This is a genomic window from Duganella guangzhouensis (assembly GCF_009674535.1).
GTDB classification, from domain to species: domain Bacteria; phylum Pseudomonadota; class Gammaproteobacteria; order Burkholderiales; family Burkholderiaceae_D; genus Rugamonas; species Rugamonas guangzhouensis.
This window is the reverse complement of record NZ_WKJK01000003.1, coordinates 553,613-576,633: the sequence shown is the minus strand read 5'-3', so window position 1 is coordinate 576,633 and position 23,021 is coordinate 553,613. Positions and strand designations below refer to the sequence as shown.

Genomic DNA, 23,021 nt, shown 5'->3' with positions numbered 1-23,021 from the left:
AGCAGCTAGTGAACTAGCTGCTTTTCAAGCAAGAAATGTACCTTATCGGCCACGGCCGCTGTTCAGTTTGAGCAGCAAGCGGTCCAGCTCATCCTTCATCTGTGGCGACAGGTTGGCGAACTGGCAGCCGATCTGCACTTGCTCGCCCAGCAGGAAGGAGCGGAAGGTGCGCGACAGCCGTACTTCGAGGTCGGCGATCATCACCGAATCCGGTCCCAGTTCCAGCCTTACCCGCTGCAGCTTGCGGCCGACGTGCAGGCCGACCGCGTCGCGCGGCGCGGCGCGCATGCCGACGCCGCCGGCGGAAAAATCGTACAGTTGCAGCTCATACGGCTTGCCGTTGAGCACGAACGAGGCCATGTAATAGACCCCCAGCGGGGTTTCCAGCCGGGTCGAGGCGCGGCGGTTCAGCACCTGGCACTTGAGCGGGAACTCCATCGGAATCAGGGTCGGCTCGTTGGGCTTGGATGACCATTCCGGCGAACTCAGCTTGAATTGGATCTTGGCCGAGCGCAGCCAGGCCACAAAAGTGGCCTCGCCCGGCGGCAGAAACTCGCCTTCGTTGAGTTCCATCACGAAGTGGGGCTCTTTGGGATCGACCGATTTGATGCGCGCCATCACCACATTGGTGGCGCTGGATGGATAAATCGACACCGCTTCGCCAATTTGCGACAGCATGGTCAGGGCATCACCGATTTCATTGTCATCGGTCATGTCATGCGGGTGCGAACCCGCCGCGATTGGCTCCACAGCATCTTTTAGGGTGGGAGGCCCGCGACGGAATTCATTTGGTATAGGATCGTTCACGACGGCATATCTCTTTGCTAATGACTCTACAATGCGAGGTCGATCCACGCAGTTTACAGCGGATTGTCAGTTTTGGCTTGCAAAATAGCAAGAAATTTTCGCTGATTGTGGCTTAGAAGCGTTCGTCCGGGCGCAGATAGCGCCATTGTCCAACAGGCAGGTCACCCAGTTTCACTTTCCCGATGCGTACGCGTTTCAATCCGACAACTTTGAGGCCGACCATTTCGCACATGCGGCGGATCTGGCGTTTCTTGCCTTCGCGCAGCGTAAAGCTGAGCTGGTCGTCGTTTTGCCAGCGCACCTTGGCCGGCAGCAGCGGTTTGCCGTCCATCCACAGGCCATGGTTGAGCTTTTTCAGCTCGCTGTCCGGCAGCTTGCCCGGCTTGGTGTATTCGACCCGCACCAGGTATTCCTTGTCGATGTCGGTGTGCTCGCCGATCAGTTGCTTGGCGACGCGGCCATCCTGGGTCAGCACCAGCAGGCCGACCGAATCGATGTCCAGGCGGCCGGCCGGCACCAGCGAACGCAGCTGGGTCGGGTGGAATTGTTCGCTGGACGGGTCGTCGGGCCAGCGGTTTTCCGGTTTGATCAGCGCCACCGCCGGCTGGTAGCCGTCCTCGGCCTGGCCGCTGACGTAGCCCATCGGTTTGTTGATCAGCACCGTCACCCGCTTGGATTGCTCGGCGGCGGCCTGGCGTTCGACCGTGACTTTCTGGCTCGGATAAATCTTGGTGCCGAGTTCGCTGACGACCTTGCCGTCGACGCGCACCCAGCCGCGCGCTATCCATTCGTCGGCCTCACGGCGCGAGCACAGGCCCAGTTCGGACATGCGTTTGGACAGGCGGAGTAATTCTTCTGACATTGCTAACTCTTTAAAACGGTTAAACCTTGATGGCTTCCAGCAGGTCGGTTTCAAGCTGGATCTGGTTGCGTGCATTGCTGAGGGCGGCGCCGTCGATCAGGAACACGTCTTCGACGCGCTCGCCCAGCGTCATGACTTTGGCGGTGTGCAGGTTGAGCTTGTACTTGGTCAGCACATTGGCGATCGAATACAGCAGGCCGGTGCGGTCGTTGGCGGCGATCGACAGCAGGTAGTACTGGCCGCGCTCGTCCGGCCGCAGGTCCACCGTCGGCTGGATCGGGAAGGTGCGCGACAGCCGCGACAGCCGGCCCTGGGACGGCGCCGGCAGCGGCCCCGGCGTGGTCAGCAGCGCGCACAGCTCGTGCTCGATCAGGCTGATGATGTCGCGGTAGCTCTTGGCGAAATTCTGCTCGGTGACCAGGAAGGTGTCCAGCGCATAGCCGTGGCGCGTGGTGTGGATCTTGGCGTCCAGGATGCTGAAATTCTTGCGGTCGAAATAGCTGCAGATGCGCGCGAACAGGTCCGGCTGATCCTGGATGTAGACCGCGATCTGCAGCCCTTCACCAATGGGCGCCAGCCGGCACTTGACCACCGGCTTGTCGCTGTTGAAGCGGTCGTACAGGGCACGGGTCTGCCAGGCGATGTCGGAGGCGTCGTGGCGCAGGAAGTAGGCCACGTCCAGCTGCTGCCAGAAGGCTTCGTGCGCATTCGTTTCCAGGCCGTACAGGCGCAGCGTGGCCAGCGCCTCGTCCTGGCGGTTGCGCAGTTCGTTGGCGGCGCTGTGCGGCTCGCCGCCCAGCACCCGCAGCGTGATCTTGTACAGGTCTTCCAGCAGCTTGGCCTTCCAGGCGTTCCACACTTTCGGGCTGGTGCCACGAATGTCGGCCACCGTCAGCAGGTACAGGCCGGTCAGATGGCGCTCGTCGCCGACCAGTTTGGCGAAGGCCTGGATCACGTCCGGATCGGACAGGTCCTGCTTTTGCGCGACCTGCGACATGGTCAGGTGGTTTTCGACCAGGAAGATGATCAGCTCGGTATCTTCCTCCTCCAGGCCATGCTCGCGGCAGAACTGTTCAGCGTCGGCCATGCCCAGCTTGGAGTGGTCGCCGCCACGGCCCTTGGCGATGTCGTGGAACAGCGCGGCCAGGAACAGCACCCACGGTTTCGGGAAGTTGGCCATCAGCTGGCTGCAGAATGGATATTCGTGCGCATGCTCGGCCATGGTGAAGCGGCGCATATTGCGCACCACCATCAGGATGTGCTGGTCCACCGTGTAGACGTGGAACAGGTCGTGCTGCATCTGGCCGACGATCTTGCGGAAGTTGGGCAGGTAGCGGCCCAGGATCGACAGGTCGTTCATGCGGCGCAGCGCGTGGATGATGCCTTGCGGCGCCTGCATGATGCGCAGGAATAGCGAACGGTTGACCGGATCGGCGCGGAACGCGGCATCGATCTGAAACCGTTCGTGCCACAGCGCGCGGGTGGCGCGCGCGGTCATGCCCTTGATTGATGGGCGCTCGGTCATCAGCAGGAAGATTTCCAGCATCGCCGAGGGCGTGCGTTCAAAGGTATCGTCGTCGGCAATGTCGATCAGGCCGTTGACGTCGTTGAAGCGCTCATTGATCGGCACCGCCACGCCTTCCGACGGAAACAGCCGTTCCTCGATGTTTTGCAGCAGGATGGTGTTCAGCTGGGTGACGGTTTTGGCGGCCCAGTAATAGCGCTGCATCAGGTATTCGCTGGCGCGGCGCATATTGACGCCGCTGCCGGTGGCGGTGAGGCCCAGCGATTCGGCAATCGCGGTCTGGACGTCGAACACCAGCCGGTCCTCGCGGCGGCCGGCGTGCAGGTGCAGGCGGATGCGGATATCCTTGAACGCGCCTTCCTTTTCCATCAGCTGCTTGGCTTCGGTCTGGGTGATCAGGCCGCTGGTGGCCAGCGTGCGCCACGAGGTGGCCAGGCCGGCCGCCTTCACCAGCCACAGGATCACCTGCAGGTCGCGCAGGCCGCCCGGGCTTTCCTTGCAGTTCGGCTCCAGGCTGAACGCGGTGTCTTCGTATTTGGCGTGGCGCTGCTTCATTTCCAGCAGCTTGGCGTGATAGAAGGCGCGCGGGTCCATCGCCTGGTTGTAGCGGCGCTGCAGCTCGGCGAACAGGACGTCGTCGCCGCAGATGATGCGCGCTTCCAGCAAGCTGGTCTGGACCGTGATGTCGGCGGCGGATTCGGTCAGGCACTCGTCCACGGTGCGGATGCTGTGGCCGATTTCCAGGCCCAGATCCCACAGCAGTTGCACCAGCTCTTCCAGCTTTTCGGTGGCGGCGGCGTCGGGCGCCTGTTCCAGCAGGATCAGCAGATCGATGTCCGAATACGGGAACAGCTCGCCGCGACCGTAGCCGCCGACGCCGATCAGCGCGGTATTGGCCGGCAGGCCGGCCGCGTGCCAGGCCGTGCAGAGTACCGCGTCGACACTCTGGCGCAGGCTGCGCAGCAGCTTTTCCGGCTTGCCGTCGTCCTTGAAGGCGGCAATCACGACCTGGCGGTCGGCCTTCAGCTGGCGCTTGAGTTGCTCGCGCAGTTCGTTCTTCATCACGGCCGCGGACACCGGGTTACGCCGCTTTGGCGGTGCCAGTGATGAACGCTGGCGGCGGCGGGCTGCCGGCCGACAGGGTCAGCACTTCGTAGCCGGTGTCGGTCACCACCAGCATGTGTTCCCACTGCGCCGACAGGCTGCGATCCTTGGTCTTGATGGTCCAGCCGTCGCCCATTTCGCGGATTTCGCGGCGGCCGGCGTTGATCATTGGTTCGATGGTGAAGATCATGCCGGCTTCCAGCTTGACGCCGGTGCCGGGACGGCCGTAGTGCAGCACCTGCGGCTCTTCGTGGAACACCTTGCCGATGCCGTGGCCGCAGAATTCGCGCACCACGCTGTAGCCGGCTTTTTCGGCGTGGGTCTGGATGGCGTGGCCGATGTCGCCCAGCGTGGCGCCCGGCTTGACTTGCTGGATGCCCAGCCACATGCATTCATAGGTGACGTCCGACAGCCGCTTGGCCAGGATCGACGGTTCGCCGATGAAGAACATGCGGCTGTTGTCGCCGTGGTAGCCATCCTTGATGACGGTGATGTCGAGGTTGACCACGTCGCCACTTTTCAGCACCTTGTCGCCCGGGATGCCGTGGCAAATCACGTCGTTGACCGAGGTGCAGATGGCCTTGGGGTAGGGCGTGTAGCCGGGCGGGCAGTAGTTCAGCGGCGCCGGAATGGTGCCCTGGACGTTGACCATGTATTCATGGCACAGCCGATCCAGCTCGCCGGTGGTGACGCCTGGCTTGACGAAGGGGGTGATGTAGTCGAGCACTTCGGAGCCGAGGCGGCCGGCGATGCGCATGCCTTCGATATCTTCGGCGGTTTTGATGGAAATAGACATATTGGATCGCAATCAGCTAGGTAAACGGTGCGCACGCCAAGCGCTGCCCGGAGCGGGCGGCGGCTGGCGTGCAATCAATATGTCGAAATTATAAACGACGGCGCGGCTTGCGGTGTGGCGGTGTGGCAGTGTTGGGTAAGCCGACCGAGGTTTATTCAGCGCCGTCGGTGGCGCGACGGGCGCGGCGACGCGCGGCCCAGCCAACCAGGCCCAGGCCGGCCAGCAGCATGGCCCAGGTGTCGGGCTCCGGTACCGGGCTGACTGCGCCTTCGCCTTCGCTGGCACCACCGCCACCGCCGCCACCGCCACCGTTGCGCAGGCTGCGCGCCTGATCATCCTGTTCTTGCGTCAGCGCTTGTGCCAGATTCTGGGCCTGCGCCAGTCGCCGCTTGGCGGCGCTCTCCGGGTCGAGGTCGTTCAAGTCGTCCGCCGACAGGGTTGGGTCGCGGCTTTCCGGATCTTCCAGGTGCATATCGGCAAACTGGGCGGGTTTTTGCTCGTCGCCCTCATGCCGTGCCGCGACTGCCGGCTTTTGCGCCGCGGCGGGGTCGATCTTGCTGATGCGGCTGACGTTGCCGCAAATTTTGGGGACCAGGATGCAATGCTCGCCCACGCAATAGACGGCGCCCGATTCATTGCGGGTTTCCGCCCATTTGTCGCGGGTCACGGTGCCACACACCGAGGCGGCACCGAAGTGCATGCTGCGGATGGTCGGGTTGTACTGGTTCTTGCCGCTGATGCTGTCGCGGGTGATGCTGACGGTGTCGTCCGACTGGTGCTCTTCCATGCGGCGCTTGAGCGTGCTGCGCACGGCGGCGGGAATGTCGGTATAGCGGTCGATGGCGGCCGCGGTGGTTCCAGTGTACGGATTGCGGCCGGGATGATCCCAGGAGCAGCTGGGTTGTATCGCGGCGGCTAAGGTTACTGCTAGTAATGCGGACATGATGGCGAACTTTCAAAAAGGGCGCTATCGCAGGGTTTGGGCGGCAAAGAATTTATTTATCGAAACTTGGATTTCCATATGATATTACAATTCGTAGATTGTTTGTTGAAAAAATAATGTAAGGCTCCGGGCTAGTGCATTGCAAGCAACACTTGCACCTTGGTAGTGCGTCGGTGACGGTATTGAGAAAACTTGCTCAAGTGGTTGTTTTCAGAGTAGAATCTCGGGTTGCTTGAATCTGATTTGAGCAATTCATCAGTTTTTATTTATTTTAAACACGCGAATCCGATCGACAAGGGTGCTCCTCCGGGAGTGACTGGTCGGATTCCAGAACTAACCCTGGAGTAAATTATGTCCGTAACTATGCGCGAAATGCTGGAAGCTGGTATCCACTTCGGTCACCAGACCCGTTTCTGGAACCCAAAGATGGCTCCTTTCATCTTCGGTCATCGCAACAAAATCCACATCATCAACCTGGAAAAAACCCTGGCGATGTATCAGGATGCGATGAAGCATGTTAAGCAAGTCGCCGCTTCCCGTGGCACCATCCTGATGGTCGGCACCAAGCGTCAAGCTCGCGAAATCATTGCTGCTGAAGCCCAGCGCGCAGGCGTTCCTTATGTTGACCAGCGTTGGCTGGGCGGCATGCTGACCAACTTCAAAACCATCAAAACCTCGATCAAGCGCCTGAAAGACATGGAAGCCGCTCTGGAGGACGGTTCGGTTGAGAAGCTGTCGAAAAAAGAAGCGCTGATGTTCCAACGCGAAATCGTCAAGCTGCAAAAATCGATCGGCGGCATCAAAGACATGGGCGGCGTTCCTGACGCTATCTTCGTCGTTGACGTTGGCTACCACAAAGGCGCCATCACCGAAGCCGCCAAACTGGGCATCCCAGTGATCGGCGTGGTCGATACCAACCACTCGCCAGAAGGCGTGCAGTACGTCATCCCAGGCAACGACGACTCGTCCAAAGCGATCACCCTGTACGCCCGCGGCGTGGCAGACGCGATCCTGGAAGGCCGTGCCGCTGCCGGTGCTGATGTGGTCGAAGCGATCAAAACCGCCGCTGGCGACGAATACGTCGAAGTCAGCGAACAGGCTTAATCGTTTCTGATTGGCTGTAAAAAAGGGGTGGCCCACAGCCCCCCTTTTTTTTGACATAACCACCCCCGAATACAGAATTACAGGAGAAACACATGGCAGCGATTACTGCAGCAATGGTAGGCGAACTGCGCGCGAAAACCGACGCGCCTATGATGGAATGCAAAAAAGCACTGACCGAAGCCGAAGGCGACATGGGTCGTGCGGAAGAGATCCTGCGCGTCAAGCTGGGCGGTAAAGCTGGTAAAGCAGCCAGCCGCATCACCGCTGAAGGCGTGGTGGCATCGTACATCGCCGGCGGCGTGGGCGCGCTGGTTGAAGTGAACTCGGAAACCGACTTCGTCGCGAAAAACGACGACTTCCTGAACCTGGCAGCGACCGCCGCCAAGCTGGTTGCCGAGCACAACCCTGCCGACGTGGCGGCCCTGCTGGCACTGCCAGCCGCCGACGGAAAAACCCTGGACGAAGTGCGTTCGGCCCTGATCGGTAAAATCGGCGAAAACATGTCGATCCGCCGCTTCCAGCGTTTCGAAACCACCGGCAAACTGGCTTCCTACCTGCACGGCGCGCGCATCGGCGTGATCGTCGAGTTCGAAGGCGCGGACGAGCAAGTTGGTAAAGACGTGGCGATGCACATCGCCGCGATGAAGCCAGTGTCGCTGTCGGCTGACCAGGTTCCTGCCGAACTGATCGAAAAAGAGCGTTCGGTTGCGCAACTGAAAGCCGACGAAGATGCGGCCGCCGCTGTCGCCGCTGGCAAACCAGTTCAGCCTGCCGACATCGTCGCCAAGCGTCTGGAAGGTTCGGTACAGAAGTACCTGAAAGAAGTGTCGCTGCTGAACCAGGCTTTCGTGAAAAACGACAAGCAATCGATCGAGCAGATGCTGAAAGAGAAATCGACCACCATCAAAGCCTTCACCATGTATGTGGTAGGCGAAGGTATCGAAAAGAAGGTAGACGACTTCGCCGCAGAAGTGGCCGCCCAGGTGGCCGCTTCCAAAGGAGCGTAATACAAGAAAACGGGCCGCGAGGCCCGTTTTTTTAAGCTGCCCAAGTAACACCCTGCAGTGCCCGGCGTTGGGCGAGGTATCATAAGCGCCGGCAAGCCTGACCCGAATTAACCCAACTTAGGAGCCCCGTCTCATGTCCAAACCAGCCTACAAGCGCGTACTCCTCAAATTATCCGGCGAAGCCCTGATGGGAGATGATCCTTACGGCATCAACCGCGGCACGATCGAACGGATGGTGGCCGATGTGGCCGAGGTCGCGAAACTGGGCGTGGAACTGGCGATCGTCATTGGCGGCGGCAATATCTTCCGTGGCGTCGCGCCCGGTGCGCAAGGGATGGACCGCGCCACCGCCGACTACATGGGTATGCTGGCCACCGTGATGAATGCGCTGGCCCTGGCCGACGCCATGCGCCATGTCGGCATCACCGCGCGCGTGATGTCGGCGATCGGCATCGAGCAGGTGGTCGAGCCGTATGTGCGCCCGAAAGCGTTGCAGTACCTGGAAGAAGGCAAGGTCGTGGTGTTTGCGGCCGGCACCGGCAACCCGTTCTTCACCACCGATACCGCAGCGGCCTTGCGCGGTTCGGAGATGAGCGCGGAAATCGTGCTGAAAGCCACCAAGGTGGACGGCGTCTACACCGCCGACCCGAAAAAAGACCCGAACGCCACGCTGTACAGCTCGATCAGCTTCGATGAAGCGATCGCCAAGCACCTGCAGGTCATGGACGCCACCGCGTTTGCGCTGTGCCGCGACCAGAAACTGCCGATCAAAGTGTTCTCCATCACCAAACCGGGCGCGCTGATGCGCGTCATCATGGGTGAGGATGAGGGTACACTGGTTCACGTTTAATCTAGAAATAACAGGAGAGCAGCAATGTCCGTAGCTGACGTTAAAAAGAGTGCCCAAGACCGCATGGTCAAATCGCTGGAAACCCTGCGCGCCGATCTGGCCAAGGTGCGTACCGGCCGCGCCCACACCGGCATCCTCGATCACGTGATGGTCGATTACTACGGTAACCCGACCCCGATCAACCAGGTCGCCAGCCTGACCCTGGTCGACGCCCGCACCATCGGCGTGCAACCGTTCGAGAAAAAGATGGCGGCCACCATCGAGAAGGCGATCCGTGACGCCGATCTGGGCCTGAATCCATCCTCGCAGGGCGACCATATCCGTGTGCCGACCCCGGCGCTGACCGAGGAACGCCGCAAGGAAATGGTCAAGCTGGTCAAGAGCGAAGGCGAAGACGCCAAGGTCGCGGTACGCAACATCCGCCGCGATGCCAACGAAGGTCTGAAAAAACTGGTCAAGGATAAAGCCATCTCGGAAGACGACGAGCGCCGCGGCACCGACGACATCCAGAAGCTGACCGACAAAGCCATCGTCGACATCGACAAGATGCTGGCCGAGAAAGAAAAAGAAGTTCTGACGGTGTAAAAACACGGGACGCCAGCATGGCAGCCCGCCGGTCATGCGTGTCGCGCAGGGCCGGCGGTGTCTGCTATGCTGGCGTCTTGTCTTTTTGCGTCACACCTGCAATACTTTACACTTTGGCACCAACGTTTTCATGAAATATACGAGTTCGACTACCGAGGTTCCAGACGCGCCCGCCGTGCCGCGCCATGTGGCCATCATCATGGATGGCAATGGCCGCTGGGCGACCAAACGCTTCCTGCCGCGTGTGGCCGGCCACGCCAAGGGCGTGGATGCGGTGCGCACCGTGGTTGAATCCTGCGCCCGCCGCGGCGTCGAGTACCTGACCCTGTTTGCCTTCAGCTCGGAAAACTGGCGCCGCCCCGAGGAAGAGGTGTCGCTGCTGATGCGCCTGTTCGTCAAGGCGCTGGAGGGCGAAGTCTCCAAACTGCACGCCAATAACATCCGGCTGCGCGTGGTTGGCGATCTCAGTCGCGCCGACCAGAAACTGCAGGACATGATCGCCGCCGCCGAGCGCAAGACCGCCGCCAACAGCCGCATGACGCTGACCATCTGCTTCAACTACGGCGGCCGCTGGGACATCATGCAGGCCATCGGCCAGATGGTGAAATCGCACCCGGGCGCCACCGACTTCTCCGAAGCGCAGCTGGCGCCGCACCTGGTCATGGCCTACGCGCCCGAGCCCGACCTGTTCATCCGCACCGGCGGTGAACAGCGCATCTCCAATTTCCTGCTGTGGCAGCTCGCGTATACCGAGCTGTTCTTCACCGACACCTACTGGCCGGACTTTTCCGCCGCGTGTCTCGACGAGGCGATCGCCTCCTACCAGCACCGTGAACGCCGCTTCGGCCGCACCGGTGCGCAACTGGCCGAGAAGGCAAGCTGATGCTGAAAACAAGGATTATTACCGCTGTGGTCTTGCTGGCGGTGCTGCTGCCGGTCCTGTTCTTCAACTATTTCCCTGCGTTTGCGCTGGTGGTCACGCTGTTTGTCGGCGCCGCCGTGTGGGAGGGGGCGCGCCTGTTCGGCCTGAAAGAGGGCACGGCGCGGGCGATCGGCTTTGTGGCCGGCCTGGCCTTTGTGGCGCTGATGTATTCCGCCAAGCCGGGCTCGGTCAACGCGCTGTACGGCGTGGCGGCGCTGCTGTGGATCATCCGCTACGCGCCGACGCTGGGCCTGGGCCTGCCGCCGCTGGGCGGCGCCGCCAACTGGTCGCTGGCGATCACGTTTACCTTCGCGCTGTTCGCCGCCTTCTTCGCGATTGTCGGCCTGTACCTGCATTCGCCGCTGTATTTGCTGTCGGTGATGGTGCTGGTGTGGATCGCCGACATCGGCGCCTATTTCTCCGGCAAGGCGTTCGGCAAGCGCAAGCTGGCGCCAACCATCTCGCCCGGCAAGTCGTGGGAAGGCGCGATTGGCGGCGCCATCGCGGTGCTGGCGATCGCCGTGCTGTCAGTGCTGGCCGCTGGCTCGGCCAGCTGGCTGCAAGACACCTTCGCCTACAAGCTGCACGCCCGTTTCGGCTGGGTGCCGACCCTGCTGATCCTGCTGGTGATCGTGATGTTCTCCGTCATCGGCGACCTGTTTGAATCCCAGCTCAAGCGCCGCGCCGGCATGAAAGACAGCAGCAATCTGCTGCCTGGCCACGGCGGCGTGCTGGACCGCGTGGACGCCTTGATCCCGGTGCTGCCGATGGCCGCGCTGGTCACGTCCTGGATCTGAAAGAATCATCATGCAACGTATTACCGTATTAGGCGCCACCGGATCGATCGGCGTATCCACGCTGGACGTGGTGGCGCGCCATGCCGACCGCTATGCCGTCTATGCGCTGTCGGCGCACAGCCGGGTTGACGAACTGGCCGCGCAATGCATCCAGTTCCGCCCGGCGCGCGCCGTGGTCGGCACCGCCGCCGCCGCCGACCGTCTGAGCGCGCTGCTGCGCGCGGCCGGCGTCAAGACCGAAGTGGAGTGGGGCGAGCAGGCGCTGTGCAGCATCGCCAGCGCCGCCGAAGTCGACAGCGTGATGGCCGCCATCGTCGGCGCCGCCGGCCTGGCGCCCACCCTGGCCGCGGCCCGCGCCGGCAAGAAGGTGCTGTTGGCGAACAAGGAAGCGCTGGTCATGTCCGGCCAGCTGTTCATGGACGCGGTGCACGCCTCGGGCGCGGTGCTGCTGCCGATCGACAGCGAACACAACGCCATCTTCCAGAGCATGCCGCAGTTTGGCGGCAAGATGCCGGCGGTGCGCGATCAAGCGGCCGGCGTCGCCAAGATTTTGCTGACCGCTTCCGGCGGCCCATTCCTGACCCGCGACGTCGCCACGCTGGACGCGGTGACGCCGGAGCAAGCCTGCAAGCATCCGAACTGGTCGATGGGCCGCAAGATTTCGGTCGACTCGGCCACCATGATGAACAAGGGGCTGGAAGTGATCGAGGCGCACTGGCTGTTCGGCGCCCCCGCCGAGCAGATCGACGTGGTGATCCATCCGCAGTCGGTGATTCACTCGATGGTGTCCTACGTCGACGGCTCGGTGCTGGCGCAGCTCGGCAATCCCGACATGCGCACCCCGATCGCCCACGCGCTGGCTTATCCGGAGCGCATCGCCTCCGGCGTGGCGCAGCTGGACCTGACCCAGATCGCCACGCTGCAATTTGAAAAGCCGGACTTCGAGCGCTTCCCGTGCCTGAAGCTGGCGTTCGACGCGCTGCGCGCCGGCGGCACCGCGCCGGCTTTGCTGAACGCCGCCAACGAGGTGGCGGTGCAAGCCTTCCTCGATTTGAAAATCGGCTTCCGCCAGATCGACCGCGTGATCGCACAAGTGGTCGACACGCTGCCGCACGGCGCCGCGCACAGCATCGAAGCGGTGATGGCGCAGGATGCCGCCGCCCGCGCCGCCGCCGAAGCCTGCATCGCCGGACTGTAATCATGAACTTCCTGTCCACCCCGCTGGCATTCATCCTGTGCATCGGCCCGCTGGTGGTATTCCACGAGCTGGGCCACTATCTGGTGGCGCGCTGGTGCGGAGTGAAGGTGCTGCGCTTCTCGGTGGGCTTCGGCAAGGTGCTGTGGTCGCGCCGCTTCGGCAAGGACCAGACCGAATGGGCGCTGTCGGCGCTGCCGCTGGGCGGCTACGTCAAGATGCTGGACGCCCGCGAAGGCAACCTCGGCGACCTGCCGGAGGCCGACCTCAAACGCGAGTTCACGCGCCAGAATGTATGGAAGCGGATTGCCATCGTGGCCGCCGGCCCGATCGCCAACTTCCTGGTGGCGATCGCGCTGTTTGCCGGCCTGTATATGCACGGCGTGGAAGAACCCAGCAGCAAGATCAGTGTGCTGACGCCCGACATGCCGCAAGCCGCCAAGGCCGGCCCGGCCGCCGGCACCGCTCACAGCGCCGGCCTGCACAGCGGCGATCTGGTGGTGGCGGTCAACGAGCAGCCGGTGCATGCCTGGTCCGAACTGCGCTGGCAGTTCATTCAGTCCGCCATCGACAAGCATGAAATCCGCCTGACGGTTGAGCGGCCGTCGCAGGGCCGGCTGGTGCTGACGCTGCCGGCCAGCGCCATGAGCGGCCTCGATCTGGAAGACGACGTGCCGGCCCAACTGGGCGTGGGCATTGCGCGGCTGGCGCCTATCGTCAACCGCGTGCTGCCGGGCAGTCCGGCCGAACGCGCCGGCTTGCGTTCCGAAGACGTGCTGCTGTCAATAGACGGCGCGCCGGTGACCGACGCCGGCGCCTTCATCGAAGCGGTGCAGGGCGCGCCTGAGCGCGCGGTCAAGGTCGAGGTGCAGCGCGATGGTCAACCGATCCTGGTCAGCGTGGTGCCGGAGGCGGCCAGCGCCGAGGCAAAAAGCGGCAAAGGAACTGTAACAGTCGGTAAGATCGGCGCCGAAATCGCAAACCGCCCGGATATGATCAAAGTGCCTTCTTCCCCTCTGGGCGCGCTGTCAAAAGGCGTGGTCCGGGTCTGGGATACTTGTACTATGACCTTGAAAATGCTGGGCAAAATGCTGACCGGCGAAGCCTCGCTGAAAAATGTCACCGGCCCACTGACCATCGCCGATTATGCCGGCCAGACCGCGCGGATGGGGGCGATCAGCTTCCTCAGCTTCGTCGCCTTCATTAGTGTCAGTCTTGGCATTATGAATTTGCTGCCAATTCCCGTTCTGGATGGCGGGCATTTGCTGTATTATTCGCTGGAAGTTTTAACTGGGCGTTCTGTGCCGGAGCGCGTCGGTGAAATTGCGCAGCGCCTGGGCATGGGGTTGTTACTGACTCTGATGCTGCTGGCGGTGTTCAATGACGTTGCCCGGCTGCTGTAGCTGTACTGTGTAGTTCTCGTTGATTGAGCCATTGAACCCGATGAAAAGATATTCTGACCGTATTACTTCAACTTCCTTGCGCCGCAGCCTGATTGGCGCCGCCGTCCTGGCACTGTGCAGCGGTAGCGCCATGGCGATCGATCCTTTCGTCATCAAAGATATCCGCGTCGAAGGGATCCAGCGTACGGAAGCCGGTACGGTCTTTAGCTATCTGCCGGTGCGCGTCGGCGAAACCTTCAACGACGACAAGTCGATCACCGCCATCAAGGCGCTGTATGCGACCGGTTTCTTCAAGGACGTCAAACTGGAGCAGGACGGCCAGGTGCTGGTGGTGCTGGTGGAAGAACGCCCGGCCATCGCCAAGGTCGACTTCAACGGCGCCAAGGAATTTGAAAAAGATACGCTGGTCAAGGCGCTGAAGGACATCGGCGTCGGCGAGACCAAGATTTTCGACAAGGCGTCGGTGGACCGCGCCGAGCAGGAACTGAAACGCCAATACCTGTCGCACGGCCTGTATGGCGTGAAAGTGGTGACCACGGTGACGCCGATCGAGCGTAACCGCGTCAACATCACCTTCGACGTCGACGAGGGCGACGTCGCCAAGATCAAAGAGATCAACATCGTCGGCAACAAGATCTTCTCGGACAAGGAACTGAAAGATCAACTGGCGCTGAACACCGGCGGCTGGTTCAGCTGGTACACCAAGGCCAATCAGTACTCCAAGACCAAGCTGACCGGCGACATCGAGTCGCTCAAGTCCTTCTATCTGAATCGCGGCTACATCGAGATGAACATCGATTCGACCCAGGTGTCGATCACGCCCGACAAGAAGGACATCTACATCACCATCAACATCACCGAGGGTGAGAAGTACAACGTCAAGGACATCAAGTTCGAGGGCGAGACCTTCGGCCGCGAGGACGAGCTGCGTTCGCTGGTGCTGCTGCACAAGGGCGAAGTCTACTCGGGCGAGCGCCTGACCGCCACCAACAAGCTGATCTCGGATCGCCTGGGCACCTTCGGCTACGCCTTCGCCAACGTCAACGCCAACCCGGACATCGACCGCGACAAGCGCGAAGTGTCGTTCACCTTCTTCATCGATCCGGGCAAGCGCGCCTACGTGCGCCACATGAACATCGCTGGCAACACCAGCACCCGCGACGAAGTGATCCGGCGCGAATTCCGCCAGTTCGAATCGAGCTGGTACGACGCCAACAAGATCAAGCTGTCGCGCGACCGCGTCGACCGTCTGGGCTACTTCAAGGACGTCACCGTCGACACCCCGGAAGCGCAGGGCACCTCCGACCAGGTGGACGTCAACCTGACCGTGACCGAACGTCCGACCGGTAACTTCCAGATCGGCGGCGCGTTCTCGCAGTCGGAGAAGTTCTCGTTCCAGGCCGCGATCCAGCAGGCCAACTTTGCCGGTTCGGGCACCACCGTCGGCATCGAGCTGAATACCTCGAAGTACAGCCGCACCATTTCGTTCTCGCAGACCGACCCGTACTACACCGACGATGGCGTCTCGCGCGGCTACGAAATCTATCTGCGCACCACCAAACCGCCGGCGGCCAACATCGGCAGTTACACCATTAAACAGACCGGCGGCCGCGTTACCTGGGGTGTGCCGTTCTCGGAAGTCGACACCGTGTTCTTCGGCGTCGGTGTGGAGCGTTCGAAGATCACCACCGACTCGACCTCGCCAACCCGCTTCCTGGAGTATGTGCGCAGCATCACCGGCATTTCCAGCGGCGTCGGCACCGCCGATGCGACCTCGATTCCGCTGACTGTGGCCTGGGCCCGCGACAGCCGCGACTCGGCGATGACGCCAACCATCGGCCGCTACCAGCGCGCCAACCTGGAACTGGACGTCATCGGCGACCAGAAATACTACCGCGCGGTGTATGAACACCAGTGGTACAAGCCGCTGACGCAGAAGATCACGCTGGCCCTGAAAGGCGAGTTTGACTACGGCCACGGCATCGGCAACAGCGATTATCCAGTGTTCAAAAACTTCTATGGCGGCGGTATCGGTTCGGTGCGCGGCTACGAAAGCTCGACGCTGGGCGCGGTCGACACCCGCTACGGCGACGCGCTGGGCGGCGCCTCGCGCCTGATCGGCAATGCCGAACTGCAGATGCCGTTCCCAGGCTCCGGCCAGGACCGCAGCCTGCGCTGGTTCGGTTTCCTCGACACCGGCCAGGTGTACCAGGAAGGCGAGAAAATGCGCGCTTCGCAGCTGCGCTATTCGACCGGTTTGGGCATCAGCTGGATTTCCCCGGTGGGTCCGCTGAAGTTGAGTTATGCTAAGCCTTTGAACGCCAAGTATGGCGACCGCCTGGAACGCTTCCAGTTCCAGATGGGCTCCGGCTTCTAATGCTGGAAAGTATCAATATTTACCTCGGAGAAATAAGTTGAAGACTGCATCCGCAACCCTGACCAAAACTCTTGCTGTACTTGCATTGGGCTGGTGTGCATTGGCGCCGGTGCAGGCCCAGACTTCGACGCCGACGTCGGCGTCGCGCATCGCCTGGATCAGCCCGGAGCGCATCTACAACGAATCCAAGCTGGCCAAGCTGGCCGAGGAAAAGTTGAAGGAAGAGTTCAAGAGCCGTGAAAAAGCCATGAACGAGATGGCCGGCCGCCTCAAAGCGGCATCGGAAAAGCTCGACAAGGATGCGCCGAGCCTGAACGAAATCGACCGCAACAAGCGCCAGCGCGACGTGATGGACCTGGACAAGGAATATCAGCGCCGCCAGCGCGAGTTTCGCGAAGACTTGAGCCAGCGCACCAACGAGGAGCGCCAGGCGATTTCGGAAAAGGCCACCAAGGTCATCAAGCAACTGGCGAATGTCGAAGGCTTTGACATCGTGCTGCAGGATGCGGTCTGGGCCAGCAACCGTATCGACATCACCGACAAGGTGCTGGCCGCGCTCGATAAAGATAAATAACATCGCATAGATTGGATCAACCCGATGGGCACTCGACTAGGAGCATTGGTCGAACGCCTCGGCGGTCAGCTGGCAGGCGACGCAAACCTGGAAGTCACCGGGATCGCGCCTCTGGCTGACGCTGGCGTTTCGCACATCAGCTTTCTCAGCAATAGCAAGCTGCGCGCGCAGGCGCTGCAGAGCAAGGCGGCGGCACTGATCGTGTCGGCCGCCGATGACGCATTTGTCGCCGCCGGTTACAGCGGCGCGCGCATCGTCGTCCCCAACCCCTACGTGTATTTCGCCCGCGCCGCGCAGTATTTCGAAGCGCTGACGGCGATCGTGCCTGCGGCTGGCGTACATGCCAGCGCCGTGGTGGCGGACAGCGCCCAGGTGGCGGCGTCGGCCCACGTCGGCCCGCGCGTGGTGATTGAAGACGGCGCCGTGATCGGCGAAGGCGCGGTGATTGGCGCCGGCTGCTTCATCGGCCGCGAGGCGGTGATCGGCGACGGCACGCAGTTGTTCGCCAACGTCACCTTCCATGCCTACTGCCAGATCGGCCAGCGCGGTATCATCCACTCCGGCGCGGTGATCGGCACCGACGGTTTCGGCTTCGCCAACGAGGGCGGCGTCTACATCAAGATTCCGCAGACTGGACGCGTGATGATCGGCGATGACGTCGACATCGGCGCCAACACCACGATCGATCGCGGCGCGCTGGCGGACACCATCATCGAAGACGGCGTCAAGCTGGACAACCAGATCCAGATTGGCCACAACTGCCACATCGGCGCGCACACGGCGATGGCCGGCTGCGTCGGCGTGGCGGGCAGCGCCAAAATCGGCAAGTACTGCACCTTTGGCGGCGCGGCCATGGTGCTGGGCCATCTGACCATCGTCGACAAGGTGCACGTCGGCTCCGGCTCGATGGTGTCGCGCTCGATCCTGGAGCCGGGGCAGTACACCGGCTTCTACCCATTGGCGAAAAACGCCGACTGGGAAAAATCGGCCGTGATTGTGCGCAATCTGTCGGCCATGCGCGATAAAATCCGCGCGCTGGAAAAAATCATCAAAACACGAACTGAAGACGAATCATGACCACTACCGAAACCTCCAAAACCATGGACATCTGCGAGATCAAGTCCTACCTGCCGCACCGCTATCCGCTGCTGCTGGTGGACCGCGTGCTCTCGTATGAAGAGGGCAAAACCATCACCGCCATCAAGAACGTGACCGTCAACGAAGAATTCTTCAACGGCCACTTCCCGCACAAGCCGGTGATGCCGGGCGTGCTGATGATCGAGGCGATGGCGCAAACCGCCGCGCTGCTGTCGTTCAAGACCATGAACCTGAAGCCGGACGAGAATTCGGTGGTGTACTTCGTCGGCATCGACGGCGCGCGCTTCAAGCGTCCGGTCGGTCCTGGCGACCAGCTGCGCATGGACGTCGAGATCCTGCGCAACGCGCGCGGCATCTGGAAATACAAGGCGGTCGGCACGGTCGACGGCCAGGTCGCGGTGGAAGCGGAACTGATGTGCACCATCCGCAGCGTGGCCGACGCTTCGCAGCCAGCGGGTCAGTAATCATGGCCAAGATCCACGCCACCGCCATCGTCGACAGCAAGGCCGAGTTGCACGAGAGCGTAGAAATTGGCCCGTACTCGGTGATCGGCCCGCATGTCAGCATTGGCTCCGGCACGGTGGTCGGTCCGCATGTGGTGATCGAAGGTCACACCACGATCGGCAGCGACAACAAGTTCTTCCAGTTCTCGTCGATCGGCGCCGCGCCGCAGGACAAGAAGTGGAACGGCGAGCCGACCCGCCTGACCATCGGCGACCGCAACACCATTCGTGAATTCTGCACATTCAACACCGGCACGGTGCAGGACAAGGGCGTGACTTCGCTCGGCAACGACAACTGGATCTCGGCCTACGTGCACCTGGCGCACGATTGCCAGGTCGGCAGCAACACCATCTTCTCGAACAACGCGCAGATCGCTGGGCACGTCGAGATTGGCGACTGGGTGATCATGAGCGGCTTCGCCAATGTGCACCAGTTCTGCAAGATCGGCGCCCATGCGTTTGTCGGCATGAGCACTTCGCTGACCCAGGACGTGCCGCCGTTCGTGCTGTTGAACGGGAATCCGGCCGCCGCGCACGGTGTGAATATCGAAGGCCTGAAGCGACGCGGCTTTACGCGCGAGCAGATCAACGGCATCCGCGCCGCCTACAAGATCATCTACCGCTCCGGTCTCACGCTGGAAGAAGCCAAGGAAGCGTTGATCGCTGAAGAGGCCAGCGTGCCGGCCGAGGTGGCGCTGCACATGCGCGCCATGCGCGAGTTCCTGGATACGGCGAGCCGTGGCATTGTCCGATAATCCAACCCCGGGCTGCGAGGGCGGCCTGGGGCTGTCCCTGGCCCTGGTGGCAGGCGAGCCGTCCGGCGATATGCTGGCGGCTCGTTTGCTTTCGGGCCTGCGTCCGCATCTGCCGCAAGCGCGCTTCCACGGCATCGGCGGCCCGAAGATGATCGAGCAGGGCCTGGAGTCGCACTGGCCGATGGACCAGCTGACGGTACGCGGCCTGCTGCCGGTGCTGCTGCGGTATCGCGAGCTGAAAGGGATTCAGAACCAGCTGCGCGACCAGTTGCTGGCCGAGCGTCCGGCCGCCTTCATCGGGGCCGACTATCCGGGCTTTAACCTCGGGCTGGAAGAGCAGCTGAAAGCGGCCGGCATCCCGACCGTGCATTACATCGGGCCGCAGATCTGGGCCTGGCGCGGTGGGCGCATCAAGAAAATCCAGCGCGCGGTGTCGCACATGCTGGTGGTGTTCCCGTTCGAGGAAGAGATTTACCGCAAGGCCGGCGTTCCGGTCAGCTATGTCGGCCATCCGCTGGCCGAGCTGATTCCGCTGACGCCGGACGTGGTGGCGGCGCGGCGCCAGCTTGGGCTGGCGGAAGACGCCAGCGTGGTCACCATCATGCCGGGCAGCCGCATGTCGGAGATCAAGTACAACACGGTGGCCTTCATGCAGGCGGCCAAACTGCTGCTGCAGCGCGATCGCACGCTGCGCTTCGTCGCGCCGATGGCCGGTGAGCGCCAGAAGCAGTACTTCCTGCAGTTGGTGGCGCAGGCCGGCCTGCAGGATATCGAGATCCAGCTGCTGGACGGCCAGTCGCATACCGCGATCGCCGCCGCCGACGCGGTGATGGTGGCCTCCGGCACCGCCTCGCTGGAGGTGGCGCTGTTCAAGAAGCCGATGGTGATCGCCTACCGCATGATGGAACTGGAATGGCAGATCCTGCGCCACTTCGGCTATCAGCCGTGGATTGGTCTGCCGAATATTCTGGCGCGCGAATTCCTGGTGCCGGAGCTGTTGCAGCACGACGCCAATCCACAGGCGCTGGCGGACGCGATGTGGAAGCAGCTGAGCGATGCGCCGCACCGCGAGCGTCTGGTGCAGCGCTTCACCGATATGCATCACAGCCTGCTGCGCAACAGCGCGGCGGAAAGCGCGGCCGCCGTGCTGAAAGTTATAGAGAGAACGAAGTGAAGAATCAAAACCTGGGCCTGTTCGATGACTTGCCGGAGTCGCCCGATGAAATCATCTGCGGCGTCGACGAAGCGGGACGCGGTCCCTTGGCCGGACCGGTGTTCGCGGCCGCCGTCATCCTCGATCCGACCCGTCCGATCGAAGGATTGCGCGACTCGAAAAAACTGAACGAGGCCAAGCGCGACATGCTGGCGCCGCTGATCAAGGCGCAGGCGCTGGCCTGGGCCATCGCGGAAGCGTCGGAAGAGGAAATCGACAAGTTGAATATTCTGCAGGCGTCGATGCTGGCGATGCGGCGCGCGGTCGAAGCGCTGAGCACTGTGCCGACGCTGGCCCTGATCGACGGTAACCGCTGCCCTGTGATGAAAATCCAGAGCATCGCCATCATCGGCGGCGACGACAAGGTCGAGGCCATCTCCGCCGCCTCCATTCTGGCCAAGACCGCGCGCGACGCCGCGCTGGTGACGCTGCACGGCCAATATCCGCAATACTGCTTCGACCAGCACAAGGGCTACGGCACCGCGCTGCACCTGGCGCGCCTGCGGGAGCATGGCGCCTCGCCGGTGCACCGCCGCTCGTTCGCGCCGGTGCGTGAGGTGATCGAAGTGTTCTCGCTGCGCGCAGGAGGACTGGCATGAAGACGATAAGCTCGCGCGACAACGCGCAATACAAGGAACTGGTCAAGCTGGCCGGCAGCCAGCAGGCGCGCCGCAAGGCCGGCCGCACGCTGCTGGACGGCGTGCATCTGTGCCAGTCCTACCTGCAATTGCGCGGCCTGCCGGAGCAGTGTGTGGTCGGCGAAAGCGCGCTGCAGAATCCGGAAGTGATGGACATCATCGGCCAGCTGGAAGCGCAGCGCGCGCACGTGCTGGCGCTGCCGGATGCGCTGTACAACGGCATCAGCCAGGTCGAGCATGGCGTTGGCGTGATGTTCCTGATCGCGACCCCGGAGCGCGTGGTCGACGCTCCGCTGAGCGTGTCGGCGGTGCTGCTGGATGGCGTGCAGGACCCCGGCAACGTCGGCTCTATTTTGCGCAGCGCGGCGGCGGCCGGCATCAAGCAGGTATATTGCAGTGCCGGTACGGCGTTCTGCTGGTCGCCCAAAGTGCTGCGCGCGGCCATGGGCGCGCACTTCGTGCTGGATATCTTTGAAAACGTCGATCTGGCGGACTTGATGCGCAATGCCCGCGTGCCAACGCTGGCTACCAGCGGCTATGCGGCGCAACGCCTGTACGACATCGACCTGCGTCAACCGGTGGCGTGGATTTTCGGCCACGAAGGCCAGGGCGTGGCGGACGATCTGCTGTCCGCCGCCACTCATAAAGTCGTGATTCCGCATCTGGGCCAGGTAGAGTCGCTGAACGTTGCCGCCTGTGCGGCAGTATGCTTTTTCGAACAAGTAAGGCAGAATCAGACGTAAATCACTACGGAGCCGTACATGGACATCGCGCAGTTGCACTTTCTGGTAGCCGAAGGAGATCAGGTACAGCGGCATGCGCTGGCCGATATCCTGGTCCACGTCGGCGTCGGACGGATCACGCAGGCGCCGGATGGCCACACCGCGCTGCGCTACTTCAACGCCGGCATCATGCCGGCGGTGGACATCGCCATCATCGATCTGGCGCTGCCTGGCATGGATGCACTGGAGCTGATACGCCGTCTGGGCGAGACGCGTTGCCGGGCTGGCGTAATCGTGGTCGGCGCGCAGTCGAACGCGGTGCTGTTCTCGGTGGAGACCATGGCCGCGGCCTACGGTGTGCGGGTGCTGGGCGCGATCGGCAAGCCGGTGATCGGCAGCCGCCTGGTCGCGCTGATCAACAACTATCTGCTACCGGACGACGGGCACGCGGCGCAAGAACAGGCGCCGTCCATGTCATTCGCCCAGGTGGGGCAGGGCTTGCAGGCGCGTGAATTCGATCCCTTCTTCCAGCCCAAGATTGAGCTGGAGACGGGGCAGGTCAAGGGACTGGAGATGTTCGCGCGCTGGCGTCATCCGCTGTATGGCGTGCTGGGACCGGCGTCCTTCATGCCGGCGCTGGAGGCGGCGCAGCGGGTCGATTTCCTCGACTGGACCATGATCGAAAAATCGGTGGCGGCTTGCCGCAAGCTGCACGACGAGGGCATACCGATTTCGTTCTCGATCAACGTCGATCAGGGCACGCTGGCGCATCCGCAGTTCATGGAGCAGATCACCAGCTGCCTGGCGCGCTATCAAATCATGGCCGACTACATCACCTTCGAGATGACCGAATCGGCGGTGCTGACCACTGATCCGCATTTCCTGGAACGGCTGCTGCGGCTGCGCATGAAGGGCTTTGGCCTGGCCATCGACGATTACGGCACCGGCCGCAGCAACCTGCAGCTGCTGGCGCGCATCCCGTTCTCCGAACTGAAGATCGATCGCAGCTTCGTCGACGGCGCCTCGCGCCGGCCGGCGATCAGCACCGTGCTGCGTTCCTGCCTCGGCCTGGCGCGCAGCCTGGACCGGCGTTCGGTGGCGGTCGGCGTCGAGACCAAGCAGGATTGGGACTTCCTGCAAGGGCTGGGCTGCACCTACGCCCAGGGCTATTACATCGCCAAGCCGATGCCGGTGGAAGAGTTCCCGACCTGGCTGGCCGACTGGCAGCACTTCTTCTGAGA

22 protein-coding genes are annotated in these 23,021 nt (G+C 62.4%); 17 read left to right on the top strand and 5 right to left on the bottom strand.

The window, feature by feature from the left end:
* Positions 1-42 precede the first annotated feature (42 nt).
* The 5 genes from GJ699_RS08515 to GJ699_RS08495 all read right to left on the bottom strand — a co-directional run bounded on the left by GJ699_RS08515 (position 43) and on the right by GJ699_RS08495 (position 6,037).
* The gene (locus tag GJ699_RS08515) at positions 43-714 is read right to left on the bottom strand and encodes a flagellar brake protein (RefSeq protein ID WP_154375017.1); all 672 of its coding nucleotides are present in this window, start codon (positions 712-714) and stop codon (positions 43-45) included.
* 205 nt (positions 715-919) lie between these two features.
* Entirely contained in the window at positions 920-1,669 is a 750-nt protein-coding gene (locus tag GJ699_RS08510) for a pseudouridine synthase (RefSeq protein ID WP_195763500.1), read from the bottom strand.
* 19 nt (positions 1,670-1,688) lie between these two features.
* Positions 1,689-4,256: a [protein-PII] uridylyltransferase gene (locus GJ699_RS08505; protein WP_154375015.1), complete on the bottom strand. Its 2,568-nt coding sequence runs from the start codon at positions 4,254-4,256 to the stop codon at positions 1,689-1,691.
* Positions 4,257-4,275: 19 nt separating this feature from the next.
* Positions 4,276-5,094, bottom strand: coding sequence for a type I methionyl aminopeptidase (gene map, locus GJ699_RS08500; RefSeq protein ID WP_154375013.1), 819 nt, complete (start codon positions 5,092-5,094; stop codon positions 4,276-4,278).
* Between the two features lie 151 nt (positions 5,095-5,245).
* Positions 5,246-6,037 (bottom strand): MHFG family PEP-CTERM protein, encoded by a 792-nt coding sequence (locus GJ699_RS08495; RefSeq protein ID WP_154375011.1) that lies wholly within the window; start codon positions 6,035-6,037, stop codon positions 5,246-5,248.
* A 351-nt stretch (positions 6,038-6,388) separates the two neighbouring features.
* Between GJ699_RS08495 and rpsB the strand changes: the two genes are divergently transcribed.
* The 17 genes from rpsB (at position 6,389) to GJ699_RS08410 (ending at position 23,019) form a co-directional block, all read left to right on the top strand.
* Positions 6,389-7,141: a 30S ribosomal protein S2 gene (gene rpsB, locus GJ699_RS08490; protein WP_154375009.1), complete on the top strand. Its 753-nt coding sequence runs from the start codon at positions 6,389-6,391 to the stop codon at positions 7,139-7,141.
* Between the two features lie 92 nt (positions 7,142-7,233).
* The gene (gene tsf, locus GJ699_RS08485; RefSeq protein WP_154375007.1) at positions 7,234-8,148 is read left to right on the top strand and encodes a translation elongation factor Ts; all 915 of its coding nucleotides are present in this window, start codon (positions 7,234-7,236) and stop codon (positions 8,146-8,148) included.
* Between the two features lie 133 nt (positions 8,149-8,281).
* A complete protein-coding gene (gene pyrH / locus GJ699_RS08480; RefSeq protein ID WP_154375005.1) occupies positions 8,282-8,998 on the top strand; it encodes a UMP kinase in 717 nt (238 codons plus the stop codon).
* A 24-nt stretch (positions 8,999-9,022) separates the two neighbouring features.
* Positions 9,023-9,583 carry a ribosome recycling factor gene (frr, locus tag GJ699_RS08475; protein WP_154375003.1) on the top strand — a complete coding sequence of 187 codons (561 nt, stop codon included), beginning with the start codon at positions 9,023-9,025 and terminating at the stop codon, positions 9,581-9,583.
* A 130-nt stretch (positions 9,584-9,713) separates the two neighbouring features.
* Complete coding sequence (uppS, locus tag GJ699_RS08470; RefSeq protein ID WP_154375001.1) at positions 9,714-10,466, top strand: polyprenyl diphosphate synthase; 753 nt, start codon at positions 9,714-9,716, stop codon at positions 10,464-10,466.
* Complete coding sequence (locus GJ699_RS08465) at positions 10,466-11,302, top strand: phosphatidate cytidylyltransferase (protein WP_154374999.1); 837 nt, start codon at positions 10,466-10,468, stop codon at positions 11,300-11,302. The genes uppS and GJ699_RS08465 overlap by 1 nt, the downstream gene beginning before the upstream one ends.
* Before the next feature lie 10 nt (positions 11,303-11,312).
* On the top strand, positions 11,313-12,500 hold the full coding sequence (ispC, locus tag GJ699_RS08460; RefSeq protein ID WP_154374997.1) for a 1-deoxy-D-xylulose-5-phosphate reductoisomerase: 1,188 nt from the start codon (positions 11,313-11,315) through the stop codon (positions 12,498-12,500).
* 2 nt (positions 12,501-12,502) lie between these two features.
* Positions 12,503-13,900, top strand: coding sequence for an RIP metalloprotease RseP (gene rseP, locus GJ699_RS08455; RefSeq protein ID WP_154374996.1), 1,398 nt, complete (start codon positions 12,503-12,505; stop codon positions 13,898-13,900).
* A gap of 40 nt (positions 13,901-13,940) precedes the next feature.
* On the top strand, positions 13,941-16,277 hold the full coding sequence (gene bamA / locus GJ699_RS08450; protein WP_154374994.1) for an outer membrane protein assembly factor BamA: 2,337 nt from the start codon (positions 13,941-13,943) through the stop codon (positions 16,275-16,277).
* Positions 16,278-16,314: 37 nt separating this feature from the next.
* The gene (locus tag GJ699_RS08445; protein ID WP_229261998.1) at positions 16,315-16,851 is read left to right on the top strand and encodes an OmpH/Skp family outer membrane protein; all 537 of its coding nucleotides are present in this window, start codon (positions 16,315-16,317) and stop codon (positions 16,849-16,851) included.
* A 24-nt stretch (positions 16,852-16,875) separates the two neighbouring features.
* Positions 16,876-17,928, top strand: coding sequence for a UDP-3-O-(3-hydroxymyristoyl)glucosamine N-acyltransferase (gene lpxD / locus GJ699_RS08440; RefSeq protein ID WP_154374990.1), 1,053 nt, complete (start codon positions 16,876-16,878; stop codon positions 17,926-17,928).
* Positions 17,925-18,413 carry a 3-hydroxyacyl-ACP dehydratase FabZ gene (fabZ, locus tag GJ699_RS08435; protein ID WP_195763499.1) on the top strand — a complete coding sequence of 163 codons (489 nt, stop codon included), beginning with the start codon at positions 17,925-17,927 and terminating at the stop codon, positions 18,411-18,413. The genes lpxD and fabZ overlap by 4 nt, the downstream gene beginning before the upstream one ends.
* A gap of 2 nt (positions 18,414-18,415) precedes the next feature.
* Entirely contained in the window at positions 18,416-19,207 is a 792-nt protein-coding gene (gene lpxA / locus GJ699_RS08430; protein ID WP_154374988.1) for an acyl-ACP--UDP-N-acetylglucosamine O-acyltransferase, read from the top strand.
* 70 nt (positions 19,208-19,277) lie between these two features.
* The gene (gene lpxB, locus GJ699_RS08425) at positions 19,278-20,381 is read left to right on the top strand and encodes a lipid-A-disaccharide synthase (protein WP_229262019.1); all 1,104 of its coding nucleotides are present in this window, start codon (positions 19,278-19,280) and stop codon (positions 20,379-20,381) included.
* Positions 20,378-21,019 carry a ribonuclease HII gene (rnhB, locus tag GJ699_RS08420; protein ID WP_371867495.1) on the top strand — a complete coding sequence of 214 codons (642 nt, stop codon included), beginning with the start codon at positions 20,378-20,380 and terminating at the stop codon, positions 21,017-21,019. Before lpxB ends, rnhB begins: the two co-directional genes overlap by 4 nt.
* Positions 21,016-21,801: a TrmH family RNA methyltransferase gene (locus GJ699_RS08415; RefSeq protein WP_154374986.1), complete on the top strand. Its 786-nt coding sequence runs from the start codon at positions 21,016-21,018 to the stop codon at positions 21,799-21,801. The genes rnhB and GJ699_RS08415 overlap by 4 nt, the downstream gene beginning before the upstream one ends.
* An 18-nt stretch (positions 21,802-21,819) precedes the next feature.
* Positions 21,820-23,019, top strand: coding sequence for an EAL domain-containing response regulator (locus tag GJ699_RS08410; protein ID WP_154374984.1), 1,200 nt, complete (start codon positions 21,820-21,822; stop codon positions 23,017-23,019).
* The last annotated feature ends 2 nt before the right edge of the window (positions 23,020-23,021 follow it).

Coding starts and splice junctions, on each gene's coding strand:
- GJ699_RS08515 (WP_154375017.1), bottom strand. CDS start 714: ATGACCGATGACAATGAAATCGGTGATGCCCTGACCATGCTGTCGCAA.
- GJ699_RS08510 (WP_195763500.1), bottom strand. CDS start 1,669: ATGTCAGAAGAATTACTCCGCCTGTCCAAACGCATGTCCGAACTGGGC.
- GJ699_RS08505 (WP_154375015.1), bottom strand. CDS start 4,256: ATGAAGAACGAACTGCGCGAGCAACTCAAGCGCCAGCTGAAGGCCGAC.
- map (WP_154375013.1), bottom strand. CDS start 5,094: ATGTCTATTTCCATCAAAACCGCCGAAGATATCGAAGGCATGCGCATC.
- GJ699_RS08495 (WP_154375011.1), bottom strand. CDS start 6,037: ATGTCCGCATTACTAGCAGTAACCTTAGCCGCCGCGATACAACCCAGC.
- rpsB (WP_154375009.1), top strand. CDS start 6,389: ATGTCCGTAACTATGCGCGAAATGCTGGAAGCTGGTATCCACTTCGGT.
- tsf (WP_154375007.1), top strand. CDS start 7,234: ATGGCAGCGATTACTGCAGCAATGGTAGGCGAACTGCGCGCGAAAACC.
- pyrH (WP_154375005.1), top strand. CDS start 8,282: ATGTCCAAACCAGCCTACAAGCGCGTACTCCTCAAATTATCCGGCGAA.
- frr (WP_154375003.1), top strand. CDS start 9,023: ATGTCCGTAGCTGACGTTAAAAAGAGTGCCCAAGACCGCATGGTCAAA.
- uppS (WP_154375001.1), top strand. CDS start 9,714: ATGAAATATACGAGTTCGACTACCGAGGTTCCAGACGCGCCCGCCGTG.
- GJ699_RS08465 (WP_154374999.1), top strand. CDS start 10,466: ATGCTGAAAACAAGGATTATTACCGCTGTGGTCTTGCTGGCGGTGCTG.
- ispC (WP_154374997.1), top strand. CDS start 11,313: ATGCAACGTATTACCGTATTAGGCGCCACCGGATCGATCGGCGTATCC.
- rseP (WP_154374996.1), top strand. CDS start 12,503: ATGAACTTCCTGTCCACCCCGCTGGCATTCATCCTGTGCATCGGCCCG.
- bamA (WP_154374994.1), top strand. CDS start 13,941: ATGAAAAGATATTCTGACCGTATTACTTCAACTTCCTTGCGCCGCAGC.
- lpxD (WP_154374990.1), top strand. CDS start 16,876: ATGGGCACTCGACTAGGAGCATTGGTCGAACGCCTCGGCGGTCAGCTG.
- fabZ (WP_195763499.1), top strand. CDS start 17,925: ATGACCACTACCGAAACCTCCAAAACCATGGACATCTGCGAGATCAAG.
- lpxA (WP_154374988.1), top strand. CDS start 18,416: ATGGCCAAGATCCACGCCACCGCCATCGTCGACAGCAAGGCCGAGTTG.
- lpxB (WP_229262019.1), top strand. CDS start 19,278: ATGCTGGCGGCTCGTTTGCTTTCGGGCCTGCGTCCGCATCTGCCGCAA.
- GJ699_RS08415 (WP_154374986.1), top strand. CDS start 21,016: ATGAAGACGATAAGCTCGCGCGACAACGCGCAATACAAGGAACTGGTC.
- GJ699_RS08410 (WP_154374984.1), top strand. CDS start 21,820: ATGGACATCGCGCAGTTGCACTTTCTGGTAGCCGAAGGAGATCAGGTA.